At 67.7% G+C, this 14,283-nt stretch carries 13 protein-coding genes; 4 read left to right on the forward strand and 9 right to left on the reverse strand.

Going from position 1 to position 14,283, the window contains the following annotated elements:
* Window positions 1–4: 4 nt before the first annotated feature.
* The gene (locus NC595_RS05170; RefSeq protein ID WP_253565215.1) at window positions 5–1,315 is read left to right on the forward strand and encodes an NTP/NDP exchange transporter; all 1,311 of its coding nucleotides are present in this window, start codon (window positions 5–7) and stop codon (window positions 1,313–1,315) included.
* Between the two features lie 22 nt (window positions 1,316–1,337).
* On the opposite strand, the gene NC595_RS05175 is transcribed toward NC595_RS05170, so the two are convergent.
* From NC595_RS05175 to mtgA, 3 genes are all read right to left on the reverse strand, one after another.
* Window positions 1,338–1,766 carry a CBS domain-containing protein gene (locus NC595_RS05175; protein WP_253565216.1) on the reverse strand — a complete coding sequence of 143 codons (429 nt, stop codon included), beginning with the start codon at window positions 1,764–1,766 and terminating at the stop codon, window positions 1,338–1,340.
* A gap of 77 nt (window positions 1,767–1,843) precedes the next feature.
* Complete coding sequence (locus NC595_RS05180; RefSeq protein WP_253565217.1) at window positions 1,844–2,773, reverse strand: glycosyltransferase family 2 protein; 930 nt, start codon at window positions 2,771–2,773, stop codon at window positions 1,844–1,846.
* Between the two features lie 65 nt (window positions 2,774–2,838).
* Entirely contained in the window at window positions 2,839–3,576 is a 738-nt protein-coding gene (gene mtgA / locus NC595_RS05185) for a monofunctional biosynthetic peptidoglycan transglycosylase (protein WP_253565218.1), read from the reverse strand.
* Window positions 3,577–3,673: 97 nt separating this feature from the next.
* On the opposite strand from mtgA, the gene hslO reads away from it, so the two are divergent.
* The gene (gene hslO, locus NC595_RS05190) at window positions 3,674–4,588 is read left to right on the forward strand and encodes an Hsp33 family molecular chaperone HslO (protein WP_256488889.1); all 915 of its coding nucleotides are present in this window, start codon (window positions 3,674–3,676) and stop codon (window positions 4,586–4,588) included.
* 18 nt (window positions 4,589–4,606) lie between these two features.
* Here hslO and NC595_RS05195 read toward each other — a convergent pair whose 3' ends face one another.
* The gene (locus NC595_RS05195; protein WP_253565220.1) at window positions 4,607–7,534 is read right to left on the reverse strand and encodes a bifunctional diguanylate cyclase/phosphodiesterase; all 2,928 of its coding nucleotides are present in this window, start codon (window positions 7,532–7,534) and stop codon (window positions 4,607–4,609) included.
* Window positions 7,535–7,768: 234 nt separating this feature from the next.
* Here NC595_RS05195 and NC595_RS05200 point away from each other — a divergent pair, with 234 nt between their 5' ends.
* Window positions 7,769–8,674 (forward strand): hypothetical protein, encoded by a 906-nt coding sequence (locus NC595_RS05200; RefSeq protein WP_253565702.1) that lies wholly within the window; start codon window positions 7,769–7,771, stop codon window positions 8,672–8,674.
* Window positions 8,675–8,756: 82 nt separating this feature from the next.
* Here NC595_RS05200 and NC595_RS05205 read toward each other — a convergent pair whose 3' ends face one another.
* The 5 genes from NC595_RS05205 to NC595_RS05225 all read right to left on the reverse strand — a co-directional run bounded on the left by NC595_RS05205 (window position 8,757) and on the right by NC595_RS05225 (window position 13,255).
* Window positions 8,757–9,662: a DUF4097 family beta strand repeat-containing protein gene (locus tag NC595_RS05205; protein WP_253565221.1), complete on the reverse strand. Its 906-nt coding sequence runs from the start codon at window positions 9,660–9,662 to the stop codon at window positions 8,757–8,759.
* Between the two features lie 17 nt (window positions 9,663–9,679).
* Complete coding sequence (locus NC595_RS05210; protein ID WP_253565222.1) at window positions 9,680–10,105, reverse strand: Niemann-Pick C type protein family; 426 nt, start codon at window positions 10,103–10,105, stop codon at window positions 9,680–9,682.
* Entirely contained in the window at window positions 10,102–10,650 is a 549-nt protein-coding gene (locus NC595_RS05215) for an RNA polymerase sigma factor (RefSeq protein ID WP_253565703.1), read from the reverse strand. Before NC595_RS05215 ends, NC595_RS05210 begins: the two co-directional genes overlap by 4 nt.
* 115 nt (window positions 10,651–10,765) lie before the next feature.
* Window positions 10,766–12,550 carry a phosphoenolpyruvate carboxykinase (GTP) gene (locus tag NC595_RS05220; RefSeq protein ID WP_253565223.1) on the reverse strand — a complete coding sequence of 595 codons (1,785 nt, stop codon included), beginning with the start codon at window positions 12,548–12,550 and terminating at the stop codon, window positions 10,766–10,768.
* Between the two features lie 126 nt (window positions 12,551–12,676).
* On the reverse strand, window positions 12,677–13,255 hold the full coding sequence (locus tag NC595_RS05225) for a TetR/AcrR family transcriptional regulator (protein WP_063674064.1): 579 nt from the start codon (window positions 13,253–13,255) through the stop codon (window positions 12,677–12,679).
* Window positions 13,256–13,382: 127 nt separating this feature from the next.
* Here NC595_RS05225 and NC595_RS05230 point away from each other — a divergent pair, with 127 nt between their 5' ends.
* Window positions 13,383–14,273: an alpha/beta fold hydrolase gene (locus NC595_RS05230; protein ID WP_253565224.1), complete on the forward strand. Its 891-nt coding sequence runs from the start codon at window positions 13,383–13,385 to the stop codon at window positions 14,271–14,273.
* Window positions 14,274–14,283 lie beyond the last annotated feature (10 nt).

Genomic DNA, 14,283 nt, shown 5'->3' on the forward strand with positions numbered 1-14,283 from the left:
CCCCTTGAGCGCATCCCCCCATCACGCTGCCAGGCTGGGCACCGCCTCGGCCCTGTCGGCACTGGCCTTCTTTTTCCTGATGACGTCGTACTACATCATCCGGCCGGTGATGAACCAGCTCGGCGGCGCCGTGGGTTCGCAGTCGTTGCCGCTTTTCTACGGGGCGGTGTTCGTGGTCATGCTGGCGCTGACGCCGGTATTCGGCCTTCTGGTGGCGCGCTTCCCGAGGCGCCCTTTGCTGTGCTGGAGCTACAGCTTCTTCATCCTGTGCCTGCTGGCCTTCGTGCCTGCGTTCCTGGCGCAGGATCGTCTCGGCGCGCGCAACCTGGGCGTGGTGTTTTTTGTGTGGGTCAGCGTGTTCAACCTCTTCGTGGTGTCGCTGTTCTGGAGCTTCATGGCCGACATCTTCTCCAGTGTCGAGGCGCGCAAGGCGTTTTCGCTGATCGCACTGGGCGGCATGGGCGGGGCCATCTTCGGCCCGCTGCTGACCAAGCTGCTGCTGCAGCTCATCGGTGTGCCGCCGCTGCTGCTGGTGTCGGCGCTGGCGTTGGGTGCGTCGCTCGGACTGCTTCTGCTGCTGTCGGCCAGGGACCGGAGGGAGCCGCAAAGTCGCGGTGACCAGGTGATCGGCGGCTCGCTGTGGGCCGGCCTGCGCGCAGTGTGGGCCCAGCCGTTCATGCGCTACATGGCGCTGTTGATGCTGTTCGGCGACGGCATCGGCACCCTGGCTTATGCACTGGTGGCCGATTACGCCAAGGCACATTTCGCCGGCGTGGTGGCGCGCACGGCGTTCTACAACAACCTGGACCTGGCCACCAACACGCTGGGGGCGGTGCTGCAACTGAGCGCCACGCGATGGCTGCTGATCCGCCTCGGTCCCGGCTGGGGGCTGGTGGTGCCATCGGTGGTGAACGTGCTGCTGCTGGTCGCTCTGGCGCTGGCCGGTTCCGATGGCAGCGTCGTCGTGTTCGGCTCAAGCGTGTCGCTGCTGGCCCTGACGATGGTGATCACGCGCGGTTTTGCCTACGGCATGACCAAACCGGCCACCGATGCGCTCTACACGCGGGTATCCCGCGAAAACCGCTACAAAGGCAAGAACTTCGTCGAGACCGCCGTCTGGCGATTCGGCGATGTGGTGGTCACCAGCGCGGTCAGTGGCCTGCGCTTGCTTGGTCTCGGCGTGGGTGGCCTGGCACTGCTCGGCGCGGGGGTGGCCTCGATGGCCACCTGGGTGGCCACCCGTGCCGGCTGGTCGGCCGATCTGGCGCCCGACGAGCCGGCCGGGCCGGGTACCGACGGGACCGCGGCAGGGTAGGCCGCACGCTGCTGCCGCAGGCTCACCCGGTGATGTAGCGCTGCAGTTGCTCGATCTGCTCGGCCTGCTCGTCGATCACCGCCTTGACCAGGTCGCCGATCGAGATCACGCCGGCCACGCGGCCGTCTTCGATCACCGGCAGGTGCCGGATCCGGCTGTGCGTGCACAGGCGCATGCATTCGAGCACCTCGGTCTCCGGGGTCACCGTGATCGGTTGTGCGCTCATGATCTCGGACACCGGGGTGGACGCCGAGGCACGCCCCTGCAAGATCACCTTGCGCGCGTAGTCGCGTTCGGAAACGATCCCTTCCAGCCGCTCGGCATGCATCACGAGCAGGGCGCCGACGCGGCGCTCGGCCATCATCCGGATCGCCTCCAGCACCGGTGTCTCCGGCGCCACGGCGTGCACCGCGTGCCCCTTGATCTCCAGCAGATGCTTGACCTGGTTCATGGCCGCCTCCCGGGCTTGGATCTGTGCCGAGTCTAGCGCCGCCGAAGCCCTGCGGTGTGGTGGCGCCGTGAATCGCCTCAACGGTCGCTGCCGACACGCTCCTGCACGAAGTACAGCGGGCGCTGCTTGGTCTCGGTGTAGTTGCGGCCCAGGTACTCGCCGATCACACCCAGTGCCAGCAACTGCACGCCGCCGAGGAACAGGATCACCACCATCAGGGTCGGGTAGCCGCGCACCGGGTCGCCCCAGATCAGCGCCTTGGTGAACACCCAAGTGCCGTAGATGAAAGAGACCGCCGCCGCGGCCACGCCGATCCAGGTGGCCAGGCGCAGCGGGGCGCTGGAGAATGAGGTGATGCCCTCGATCGCCAGCTGGGTCAGTCGCCAGTAGTTCCACTTGGTGTCGCCGGCGAAGCGCGGGTCGCGCTGGTAGCGGATGGCGGTCTGGCGGAAGCCGATCCAGGCGAACAGGCCCTTCATGAAGCGCTGGCGCTCGCGCAGCGTGCCCAGTGCGTCCAGCGAGCGGCGCGAGAGCAGGCGGAAGTCGCCAGTATCGCGTGGCAGCGGGGTATTGGAGAGACGTTCCATGGTCCGGTAGAAGGCCGCCGCGGTGAACCGCTTGAGCCGGCTTTCGCCGGCGCGGGCGCTGCGCGTGGCATAGACCACGTCGTAGCCGGCCCGCCATTGCTCGACCAGCGCGGGGATCAGTTCGGGTGGATCCTGCAGGTCGGCGTCGATGACCACGGCGGCGCCCTCGGTGACGGCGTCGAGGCCGGCGGTGAGTGCCGCCTCCTTGCCGAAGTTGCGCGACAGGCACAGTCCGGTTACGCGCGGGTCCGCACAGTAGCCGCGGATCAGTTCCCAGGTGTTGTCGCGGCTGCCGTCGTCGACGTAGAGCAGCCGCCCTTCCATGCCCAAGGTGTCGAGCACGGCCAGCGCGCGCGCGTGGAACGCATCGAGCACGCTCGATTCGTTGTAGGCGGGGACGACGATGGTCAGTTCGGTCATGGGGAAGGCGGCTTGGGTTGACACGGCATGCTATGCACTGACCGGCCGTTGGCCAATAGAGGAAGTCAGCGCCGGCCGGTATGGGCAGGCGGGCGTTCGCTGTCCAGATATCCTGGCCCACCCAGTCTTTCCATTTGCTTTTCGATCCAGTCCACCCGGCGCTGCACATAGGCACTCGGACGGTCGACGTGGAACCGTCGCGGGCTGGGCAGTACCGCGGCGAGCCGCGCGGCCTGTTCCGGACCGAGGCGCGCGGGCGGCACATGGAAGTAGGTGTCGCTGGCCGCCCCCACGCCGTAGATGCCGTCGCCCAGCTCGGCGATGTTCATGTACACCTCGAGGATGCGTCGCTTCGGCCAGGTGGCCTCCAGCAGCACCGTGAAGTAGGCCTCCAGCCCCTTGCGGATGAAGCTGCGTCCGTTCCACAGGAACAGGTTCTTGGCCGTCTGCTGGCTGATCGTGCTGGCGCCGCGCAGGCGCCGGCCATCGTCGGCGGCGTCGATCGCGTCCTGGATCTGGTCGAAATCGAAGCCGTGGTGGAACGGGAATTTCTGATCCTCGCCGGCGACCATCGCCAGCGGCACCCAGGGCGAAACCTCCCGCCACGGCACCCAGCGGTGGCGCAAGTGGAAATCCTTCTCGCCGTGCACCCAGGCGCTGAGCTGCCGTTCCATCATCACCGCCGAAGTCCACGGCGGAACGAAGCGCAGCACCAGCACGAACAGCCAGCTCACGGCCACCCAAGCCAGGGCGAGCAGGCCAAGCCAGCGCAGCAGGCGGCGTAGTGCGGTTCGTGGAGGCATGGACGGCGGCTTGGCGCGAAAGCGTCGAGTATAAGGGGCGCGTGTGGATCGACCGTTGAGGCGGCGCTGGCCAGCCCCATATAGCCGGGTTCAACGAATGACGAGGCTTCCCGTGGAAACGATTCTGGTCGAAGACGTGCTGCACCGCTTCCTGCTCGAGCGCGCCGGTGTGCGTGGCGTGCTCGTGCGGCTGGGGCCGGCCTGGCGCGAAGTCGCCGGACGGGCCGACTATCCGGCGTCCCTGCGGGCGCTGCTGGGCCAGTCGCTGGCGGCCAGCGCGTTGCTGACCGGCAATATCAAGCTCGACGGCGCGTTGTCGATCGAGCTCAAGAGCACCGGTGCCCTGCGCCTGCTGTTCACCGAGTGCACCGATCGGGGGCGCCTGCGCGGCCTGGCGCGGTGGAGCGATCCGTTGCCGGAGCCGCTGGCGCTGGCAGACCTGCCCGGCGCGGTAATGGCGATCACCATCGGCTCGGCCGAGCGTGGCCAACGCTACCAGGGCTTGGTGGACCTGCATCAGCCCGATCTGGCCCGCTCGCTGGAAGCCTATTTCGTGCAGTCCGAGCAGTTGCCGGCGCGCATCGTGCTGGCCGCCGATGGCGAGCATGCGGTCGGCCTGATGCTGCAGCGCCTGCCGGGCGAGGGTGGGCACGACGCGGTGCAGGACGAGGACGCGTGGTCGCGCATCGAGCACCTCACCGCCACTCTGGGCGCGGACGAAATGCTGGCCACCGCGCCCGAACAATTGCTGTACCGGCTCTACCACGAGGAGAACGTGCGCCTGTTCGAGCCGCGTCCGCTGGCCTTCGGCTGCAGCTGCACCCGCGAGCGGGTGTCGGCCATGCTGCGTGCGCTGGGGCGCGAGGAGGTGGAGGCGGCACTCGCCGCGCGCGACGGCGAGATCGAAGTGGTCTGCGAGTTCTGCGCCCAGCGCTACACCTTCGATCGCATCGACGCCGAACACCTGCTGAGCAGCCCGGGTGGCAGCCAGCCGTCGACCACGGCGCAGTAAGGCGGCGAAGGCGGGCGCTCAGTCCGCCGGCGGCAGGAGCCTGGCCGGCGCGTCGGGCCCCAGCCAGTGCGAGGCGGGCTGCGCGCGTGCAAACAGGAAACCCTGCGCGTAGCGGGTGCCGATACGGAGCAGTGCTTCGCGCTGGTGTTCTTCCTCGATACCCTCGGCGATCACTTCCATCTTCAACGAGTCGGCCAGCACCTGGATGCCGCGCACCACGGCCAGTCCCTGGTTTTCCTCCAGTTCGGCCAGATCGCGGGGCAGCTCGGTGATGAAGGAGCGATCGATCTTCAGGGTCTGGATCGGATACTGGTGCAGGTAGCTCAGCGACGAATAGCCGGTGCCGAAGTCATCCAGGGAGATCCGCACGCCCTGTTGGCGCAGACTTTCCAGGATGCGTTTGACCTGCGGCGGGTTCTCCAGCAGCGCGCGTTCGGTGACCTCGATGCGGATGCAGTGGGTCGGCACGCCGTGACGTTCCATCGCCGCCAGCAGTCGTTCGTCCAGATCGGCCAGCCGGAAGTGCCGGCCGGACACGTTGATGCTGATGAAACCCTCGCCACGGGTCAGCACGAGCGTCTGAGCGAACACCTGCTCGAAGATCTGCCAGTCGATGTTTTCGGCGCAGCCGCTCTCCTCGGCGACGATCAGGAAGTCGCCGGGTGACAGTAGGCCGCGTTCCGGGTGGTTCCAGCGCAGCAGCGCCTCGAAGCCCACGATGCTGCCATCGGCGATCGCCACCACCGGCTGGTAGTAGGGCTCGAACTCGTTGCGCGCGAGGCCGCGGCGCAGGTCACCCTCCATCTCGAGCAGGGACAGCGCTTCGTAACGCAGGCGGTCGTCGAACAGCGCGGCGCGGTGGCGGCCGTCGTCCTTGGCGCTGTACATCGCTGCATCGGCGTCGCGCAGGAGCTCTTCGGGCTGCTGGTAATGAGGCGCGGGCAGGGAGATGCCGATCGAGGCCGAAGTGAAGATCTCCTTGATACCCAGCCGGAATGGGGCCTGGAGCTGGGTGATGATGCGCTCGGCGATCTGCTGCGCCATGGCCGGTTCGGTAATGCCGTCGAGCAGCACCGCGAACTCGTCGCCGCCGAGGCGGGCCACCAGGTCGCGCGTCTTCAGGCAGCCGCGGATGCGGCCGCCCACCTGGAACAGCAGGTCGTCGCCGACCAGATGGCCGACCGAGTCGTTGATGACCTTGAAGCGGTCCAGGTCGATGAACAGCACCGCGAACAGCCGCTGCGGATCGGCCTTGTACTGGTTCAGTGCGTGGTCGAGCCGTTGCAGCAGCAGGGTGCGGTTGGGCAGGCCGGTCAGCGAGTCGTGCAGCGTCTCGTACTTGAGTCGGCGCTCGACCCGCTCGCGTTCGGCGATCTGCTCGCGCAGATCCCGGTTGGCCAGCGCCAGCGCGCGTGTGCGCTCATCGACGCGACGCTCCAGGCTCGCATAGGCCTGCTTCAACGATTCGTTGGTGTGCTTGCGCTGCAGCGCATTGGCGATGTGGTAGCTGACGAAGGTGAGCAGTTCCTGGTCGCGCGCCGTGTAGGTGTGCTCCGGGGTATAGCTCTGCACCGCCAGCACACCCATGACACGGTCGTTCCAGACCAGCGGCACGCCCAGCCAGCATACCGAGCGGGCGCCGAACTGGCTGATTTCGCCGATCGACACCAACCGGTCGATCTCCGCCGGATCGGCCAGCAGCGGTTTGCCATGCCGGAGCACGTACTCGGTGGCGCCCCGGCCGTGGGTGCGGGGTGGGCGCACCGCATCGACCTCGTCCACGGAATAGGGGAAGTTGATCTGCTTGCCGTCCTCGTCCAGCAGCGCGATGTAGAAATTCCGGGCGTAGATCAGGCCGCTGATGATCCGATGCACCGCGGCGTAGAAGCCCTCCAGGCTCTCCGGTGCGCTGGCCATTTCGGCGATGCGGAACAGTGCGGCCTGCAGTCGCTCCCCGCGCTGGCGCTGCAGCACCTGCTGGCGCAGCACCCGGTTGGCCTCCCGCAGCGCCGCTGTGCGGTCGGCCACGCGACGCTCCAGCTCGGCGTGGGCCGCCCGGCGCTCCAGCGCTGTCTGCACGTGCTGGGCGACATAGCTGAGCAGCTCACGGTCATTCTGGGTATATCGCGTGTCGCTGCGATAGCTCTGCATTACGATACCGCCCACGACCCGCCCTTCGCGCAGCAGCGGGACGCCGAGCCAGTGCTCGCAATTCGGGCCGATCGGTATCAGCCGGCCGGGCAACTGTTGCGACACCTCCTCGATCGATCCCATGATCGGCTGCCCGCCCTTGAGCAGGTTCCAGGTGAGGCTGTACTCCATCTCCCTGAGCGGAACACTCTCGCCGGGCGAGGGCGGGTCTTTGTCCATCGTGTCCACGTAGTACGGGAAGCGCACGCTTCCCGAAGCTTCGTCGTACAACACGATGTAGAAATTCTCCGCGTACATCAGGCTGCCAACGATGCCGTGCAGGGCGCGCATCATGTCCGGCATCGCATGGTCGGAGCCGGCCTGCTCGGCGATCGCGTAGAGCGCGCGCTGCAGGCGCTCGGCCATGGCCAGGCGGGAGATGGCCTCGTAGAGCCTGGCGGTTTCGGCCAGTTGCCGCAGCCGCGAAGCCACCACCCGGCCCAGCCAGGCCAGTTCGGCCTCCAGGGTCACCGGCAGTGGTGCGGCAGGACACTCGAGAATCAGTGTGCGCAGGCCCTGCGGATCGTCGGCCAGGTCGATCTGCCGCACCCCGGGGTCCGGCGTCCAACTGTCGCCATGGAGTCGCCAGCGCAGGCGCCCGGCGAATCCGAGAGTAGCGAGCAGGCGCTCGCAGACATCGACGACGCCGGCCGCGTCGGTCACGCTGAACAGCCGTTCGACCGCTCCATGCAGCGCAAGCTGCCCGGAACTGGTCCGGCCAGATCCGCTCGCGCTCTGGGTGGGCACGAAGCTCATCAGGGAGGGTGAACTCGACGTGAAAAATTACAGGCAGCCTTTATAGCTCGGCAGCCTTGCTTTGTCGCCGGGCCTGGCGCGTTTTGGCGCCGGAAACCATTCGCTCGGACGGGGGTCCGACGTTGGCGTCAGCCCTGCCGTTCTGTGCACCACAGCGGCTTTTCGGTGCTGTTAGCAAAACGTAAAAAGGGATATACTGACCGTCATTCTCGACTTGGTGTGCTTTTTGCCGTTATGCGCCGCCCGCTTGTCCTCGCCGTGCTTCTGCTGCTGCCGCTCTCGGCGGCCGCCCAGGCGTTGCCCGGGAATGACCAGTTTGCCGGTCAGTTGCTGTCCGGGCAGGCGGACCAGGTGGCCGAGGTGTCTCCCGGGGTAGCGGTCCCGCTGTGGCGGGGCGCTGACGGTCGGGTACTCATGCTGGGGGCCGGTCGACAGCCGGCCGGCGTCTCCGCGGCGGATGCCCCGCTGGCTTTCAGCGTGGTGGATGCCGGCGCGGTCGCTACCAACGGGGTGCTTTACCGGCTCAGTCCGTCCCTGCAGGCCCACGCCGGGGTCACCGAGCATTCCTGGGCCAATGCCCCCTATCGGGTGCTTGGCAGCGAAGTCGGTGCAACCTACAGTGCCGGCCGTTACAGCCTCGGTCTGAGCATGGGCGCCGACGCCGTGAACAGTGCCGCGCGCCTTCCGCGGGTGCTGCCGGGCGCGCTTCCCGGCGTGAACGGGTTGTCCTCGTTCGGCAGCAGTACCCAACTCAATGCCCGTGGCCGTGTGGCGCTCGATGCCAGCAGTGGCATCGACCTTGGTGCCAGCGTGGGGCGCATCCATCTGCTCCCGGGCAACCTGATGGGCATCGATACGCTCGACCAGAAGGCGCTGAGCTTCGGCATCGACCGTGGTCCGCTCAGTGGCAGTCTGGTGGGGCGGGTGATGCAGCCTTCGGCTGGCATCCCCGGTGCCTATAGCCCGGATCGCCGTTGGAGCAGCATCGACTTCGGCGTGACCTGGAAGCTTCCCTGGCAGGGGCAATTGAGCGTCGGTGCGCAGAATCTCTGGTCCTCCGGCTCTTCGACCAGCACCCCGGCCGGCCCCGAGCCTGACCAGTCCAGGACGCCATACGTGCAGTATCACCAGGATCTCTGAGTTCCGCCTTCCGGCACCACGATCCCAATGAAAAATGCCGTCGCGATGCGACGGCATTTTTTTGCGCCCGATTCCGTCGGACTCAGTGATCGTCGGCGCGGATCCGCACGTCACCGCTGAAGCTCTCGATCACGATGCGGGCACTGCCACTGCCGGCCGTGGCGTCGAGTTCGCTGCCTGGCCCGTGTTCGTTGCGCTGCGCCGTGCCGAAGGCGCTGCGAAGGTTGCCACTGAAGCTGCTGGCGTGGATCGAGGTGGATACGCCGGTCGGCAACGACACCTGGACGTCGCCGCTCATGCTGTCGATGTCCATCTTGCCGTCTGCGGCCATGTCGCCGGCCACGTCCACGTCGCCCGATACGGTGCTGAGCGTGACTTTTTTCCACGGGCCGCCGTGCGCCTGTACCTTGCCGGATACCGTTTCAAGCCGGGCCTCGGCGCCCAGTACCGGAGCGAGGATGTCGCCGCTGACGGTCTGCAGATCGGCGGTCGCCGCATGGCCGGCCTGCTCGATGCTGCCGCTGACGCTGTCCACGCTGAGCTTCGGGGTTCGCGCATTGATGCGGACGCGACCGCTCACCGAGTTCACTTCGACCGTGCCGCCGTCGATCCCGTCGATGCTCAGGGGGGCGCTCACCACGCTTACGTCGAGCGATGCACCGCGTGGAACCTGCACATCAAGCGTGCTTGCCCCCATGGCGTTGTCGCTGCCCCAGTTGAGCAGCCCGGAGTGCCCCTGCGCGCGCACCTTGATCTCGAGATCGTCGTCTGACCCGGTGATCTCCAGCGGCCGGGCACCGTCGCCCAGCGTGCCGCCGACGTGGACGGTGTCGCGGTCCCACGCGGTAACGTTGACCTCGCCCTTGATATTGCTGATCGCTACGCGGACCTTTGGTGTGGCAGCGTGGGTGAGATCCAGCGGTGTGTCGGCCCATGCAGCTCCGGCATGGAGCGCGGCGAGCAGGGTCAGATAGCGGAATGTCTTCATGGCGATGCTCCGGGGCTTCAGCCCGCGTCGTGGCCCAGCTGGCGCAGGCGTGACTGTTGCTGTTCGGTACGTTCGAGCAGGCGCTGCAGCGCCGATGAATCGGGTGCCTGCGCGATGGCCTGGCGTAGTTCGATCTGGGCGGCGCCCAACTCGATCGCGGCGCCGGCCAGGCGCGGATCCTCGGGCTTCCAGCGACTGCTTGCGGCGATATCCGGTGTCGTCGGGGTCGGCGCCGGCTGCAGCCTTGCCAGGCCGATCGCGAGCACGGTCACGGCGGCCAGCCCGGCTGCGAAGAACCATGTTGCCCGCGCAGGCGTCCGTCCTCCCGGTGCGGCCGGACGGTCGACGCCGATCGCCTGCTCGATGCCGGCCCAGAGGTCGCGGCCCGGAGCATGCGGCTGGCCCAGATCGCGCAATCGCCGGCGCCATTCGAAATCGTTCATGCGGGTTCTCCCAGTAGCTTGCGCAGCAGGGCGCGGGCGCGGTGCAATTGCGCCTTGGAGGTTCCGACGGCCATGTCCAGGTCCCGGCTGATGTCCTCGTGTTTCCAGCCTTCGATGTCATGCAATACCAGCACCGCCCGTGCACGCGGCGGCAACTTGCCGATCGCGCGCTCAAGTTCGTCCCGCTCGGCGGCACAGAACGGCGTGTCGCCCTGTTCCGGGAGGGCGTCCTCGTCGACGAAACCCACCGGGTTGGCCCCGCGCGCGCGGATGTCCATCAGCGCCACGTTGACCGCCAGCCGATACAGCCAGGTGCCGAAGGCGCTCTCATGGCGGAACTCGGCGAGCTTCTGCCAGGCCCGGACGAAGGCGTCCTGCGTAAGGTCTTCGGCGCGGGCGTGGTCGTAGCCGGCCAGCCGAAGCACCGCTCCGTACACACGATCGACGTGGCGGCGATAAAGGCGCTGGAAGGCCACGCGATCACCGCTGGCGGCGGCGCGCACATCCTCCGTGTCGGGGGCCGGTGCGGTCATCGCGGGCGTCATCGGGTATCCGGTGGCGAGGCAGGCGGTGCTCATCTTGCCAGCTTCGATGCACCACCCTCGCAAAGGGTTTGAATCACCCGTCCGGTCGCCGTGGCGACCGGACGGGTGGAGAGGCTCACGCCGAGGCGACGCTGCGCCGGGGTGCTTCCGGGGCTTGCGCCAGGGCTGCGGCGATCCGGGCCTGCTCGCGCATGAGCGCCTCGGGCAACCGGGGAGCGAATTCCCGCAGGTAACCGCCGATCGCTTCCATCTCCTGTCGCCAGCCATCCTCGTCGATCGCCAGCAATGCCTCCAGGCTCTGTCGTGACAGGTCGAGCCCCTCCGATCGCAATTCGCCAGTCGAGGGCACCACGCCGACCGGAGTCTCCCGTCCTTCTGCCCGTCCCGCGACCCGCTCGATCATCCACTCGAGCACGCGCAGGTTGTCGCCGAACCCCGGCCAGAGGAAGCGACCATCTTCGCCCTTGCGGAACCAGTTGACGTGGAAGATGGCCGGCAGTTTCGCACCGGGGCGGTCGAGCGACAGCCAGTGCGCGAAGTAGTCGCCGTAGTGGTAGCCACAGAACGGCTTCATCGCCATCGGGTCGCGACGCAGCACGCCGACCGCTCCGGTGGCCGCGGCGGTGGTTTCCGAGCCCATCGCCGCGCCCATCAGTACGCCGTGGGTCCAGTCGCGCGCCTGCATCACGAGGGGCAGTAGCGACGGACGGCGGCCGCCGAAAACGATGGCACTGATCGGCACGCCCTGGGCATCTTCGGCCTTTTCCGACCAGGTCGGGCATTGCTTCGCGCTGACCGTGAAGCGCGCATTCGGATGGGCCGCCGGGCCGTTGGCCGGGTCGTAGGGACGGCCTTGCCAGTCGGTCGCGGGCCGACCTGGCAGGCCTTCCCACCACGGCTGGTTGTCGGCGGTCACCGCCACGTTGGTGAAGATGGTGTCGCGCGCAATGCTGGCCAGCGCGTTGGGGTTGCTGTTCGCGCTGGTGCCGGGAGCCACGCCGAAGAAGCCCGCCTCGGGGTTGATCGCGTACAGGCGGCCGTCCTCGCCCGGGCGCATCCAGCAGATGTCGTCGCCCACCGTCCAGACCTTCCAGCCCTCCCGGCGGTAACCCTCTGGCGGAATCAGCATGGCCAGGTTGGTCTTGCCGCAGGCCGACGGGAAGGCCGCGGCGATGTAGTGGGTTTCGCCGGCCGGGTTCTCGATACCGACGATCAGCATGTGCTCGGCGAGCCAGCCCTCGCGGCGGGCCTGGTGGCTGGCGATGCGCAGCGCATGGCATTTCTTGCCCAGCAGGGCATTGCCGCCGTAGCCGGAGCCGTAGGACTGGATCGAGAGCTCTTCCGGGAAATGCATGATGAAGCGGCGATCCGGATCCAGCTCGCCGGTGGAGTGCAGGCCCTTCACGAAGCTCGCTTCCCGCTCGATGCGGGACAGTGCGGCAGCACCCATGCGGGTCATCGTACGCATGTTGGCGACCACATAGGGGCTGTCGGTGATTTCCACGCCGCAACGCGACAGCGGCGAGTCGATCGGGCCCATGCAGTAGGGCACCACGTACATCGTGCGGCCCTCCATGCAGCCGTCGAACAGCGCATCCATCTTCGCGTGCGCCTCGGCCGGGTCCATCCAGTGGTTGTTCGGGCCGGCATCCTCGCGCTGCGGCGGGCAGACGAAGGTCAGGTGCTCCACCCGGGCCACGTCGGAGGTGTTCGACCGGTGCAGGTAGCAGCCGGGATGGGTTTCCTGGTTCAGCTCGATCAGGTCGCCGCTGGCCAGCATCTGCTGCACCAGGGCGGCGTACTCGGCATCGGAACCGTCGCACCAGTGGATCCGCGCCGGGCGCGTGCGCGCAGCCGTCTCGTTGACCCAGCTTTCCAATGCCTGCAGCGTGCTTGCCATGTGCTCCTCACCGTGGTCTTGCCAGAAAAAGAAGCGCGCACGCTAGTTTACGTGCACTGGCATTGCAAGGAAGGGTGCAGCAAAAACGGCGCCCGTGGGCGCCGTCTTGCGGGATCGGAGCGGGCCTCAGGCCGGGATCAGGGTCGCGATCATGTGCTCGACGTAGGCGTCGAACTCCTCATGGGTAATGCGTGGCAGGCCCAGGGTGAAATTGAGCTGGAGGAAACCGACGTAGGCGGCGTAGGTCAGGCGAGCCCGGTTGAGCGCCTCGACCGGAGGCATGCCGGCCTCGCGGTAGGCGGTGTTGAGGAACTCCATGCGCCGCTGCGACACGCGGGCCATCACCGGGATCACCTGCGGATGATCGAGCGCCTTGAGCAGCGCGGCATACACGCGGTGCGGCTGCAGCTCATGGGCGACCCGGCGGAACAGCTCGGGCAGTCGCACGCGAGGGTCGGGAATGGCCTCGATCTGGCTGATGATCTCGCGTTCGCCATAGAGCTCCCAGCGCTCGAGCGAGGCCTGCACGAGTGCCTCGCGGGTGCGGAAGTGCCAGTAGAAGCTGCCCTTGGTCACCCCCAGCTGCCGGGCGAGGGCCTCGACAGCCACCGCGTTGACGCCCTGTTCGGCGATCAGCTTGAGCGCGGCTTCTTCCCAGTCCTCGGCGCTGAGGCGGGTCCGTTCAGGTTTGGCGTTCGCATTCATCGGCGTATGGTAGCCCGCGTCCCCCTCTTTGCAATGTGCGACGCGCCACGCCAGTCCGGGACCGGAAGGGGCGTCCGGTCAATGCTGCATCGCGGGTTGACGGCGGCCGCGGGCAAAATCCATACTCATGCGTATGTTCGAAGTCGCCCCCCGTACCTCTCGCCTCAAGACTCCCGACGGCCTACAGCTGGCGGTGGAGACTCGCGGTGCTGCCGGCGGCCCGGTGCTGCTGTTCGCTCATGGTTTCGGCCAGACGCGCGGTGCGTGGTCGGGTAGCGCCACGGCGCTGGCGGCGGACGGCTGCCAATGCGTGAGTTTCGACAGCCGCGGTCATGGTGAGAGCGACCGTGTGCCCGGTGGCAGCTACCACATCGAGCAGTTCGCGGCCGACCTGGCGATCGTGGCAGCCGCCCAGCCGGAAGCCCCGATCCTGGTGGGTGCCTCGATGGGTGGCCTGCTCGGGCTGGTGGTCGCCGGCGAGCAACGCCCCGCGCCGTTCCGCGCGATGGTGCTGGTGGATATCACGCCGCGCTGGGAGACCGCGGGTGTGGAGCGCATCCTTGCTTTCATGCAGGCGCATCCGGACGGCTTCTCCGACTACACACACGCGGCCGAGGCGATCGCCGAGTACCTGCCGCAGCGGCGCGAACGCAAGACCGAAGACCAGCTCCGGCCGCTGTTGCGCGCAGGCGGCGACGGCCGGCTGCGCTGGCACTGGGACCCGGCCCTGCTGGCCGGCGTGGTCAGCGACAGCGAACGCTACCAGCCCCGTTTGATGGCCGCCGCGGCGAAAGTGGACGTGCCGGTGCTGCTGCTCTCCGGTGGTCGCAGCGACGTGGTGTCGCGCGCCACCGTGGAGGAATTCCTGCAACTGGTGCCGCATGCCCGCCACGTCGAACTGCCGGCGGCTACGCACATGCTGGCGGGCGATGCGAACGACGCATTCACGCGCGAGATCGCAACGTTCGTCCGCGACCTGGATCGCCAAGATGCCCGTGCGGGCATTGCGGCTGGTTGAACCGCAACAC

Origin of the sequence: Dyella lutea, assembly GCF_024158035.1 — a bacterium.
Classification (GTDB): Bacteria; Pseudomonadota; Gammaproteobacteria; order Xanthomonadales; family Rhodanobacteraceae; genus Dyella_A; species Dyella_A lutea.

Coding starts and splice junctions, on each gene's coding strand:
- NC595_RS05175 (WP_253565216.1), bottom strand. CDS start 1,766: ATGAACCAGGTCAAGCATCTGCTGGAGATCAAGGGGCACGCGGTGCAC.
- NC595_RS05180 (WP_253565217.1), bottom strand. CDS start 2,773: ATGACCGAACTGACCATCGTCGTCCCCGCCTACAACGAATCGAGCGTG.
- mtgA (WP_253565218.1), bottom strand. CDS start 3,576: ATGCCTCCACGAACCGCACTACGCCGCCTGCTGCGCTGGCTTGGCCTG.
- hslO (WP_256488889.1), top strand. CDS start 3,674: ATGACGAGGCTTCCCGTGGAAACGATTCTGGTCGAAGACGTGCTGCAC.
- NC595_RS05195 (WP_253565220.1), bottom strand. CDS start 7,534: ATGAGCTTCGTGCCCACCCAGAGCGCGAGCGGATCTGGCCGGACCAGT.
- NC595_RS05200 (WP_253565702.1), top strand. CDS start 7,769: ATGCGCCGCCCGCTTGTCCTCGCCGTGCTTCTGCTGCTGCCGCTCTCG.
- NC595_RS05205 (WP_253565221.1), bottom strand. CDS start 9,662: ATGAAGACATTCCGCTATCTGACCCTGCTCGCCGCGCTCCATGCCGGA.
- NC595_RS05210 (WP_253565222.1), bottom strand. CDS start 10,105: ATGAACGATTTCGAATGGCGCCGGCGATTGCGCGATCTGGGCCAGCCG.
- NC595_RS05215 (WP_253565703.1), bottom strand. CDS start 10,650: ATGACGCCCGCGATGACCGCACCGGCCCCCGACACGGAGGATGTGCGC.
- NC595_RS05220 (WP_253565223.1), bottom strand. CDS start 12,550: ATGGCAAGCACGCTGCAGGCATTGGAAAGCTGGGTCAACGAGACGGCT.
- NC595_RS05225 (WP_063674064.1), bottom strand. CDS start 13,255: ATGAATGCGAACGCCAAACCTGAACGGACCCGCCTCAGCGCCGAGGAC.
- NC595_RS05230 (WP_253565224.1), top strand. CDS start 13,383: ATGCGTATGTTCGAAGTCGCCCCCCGTACCTCTCGCCTCAAGACTCCC.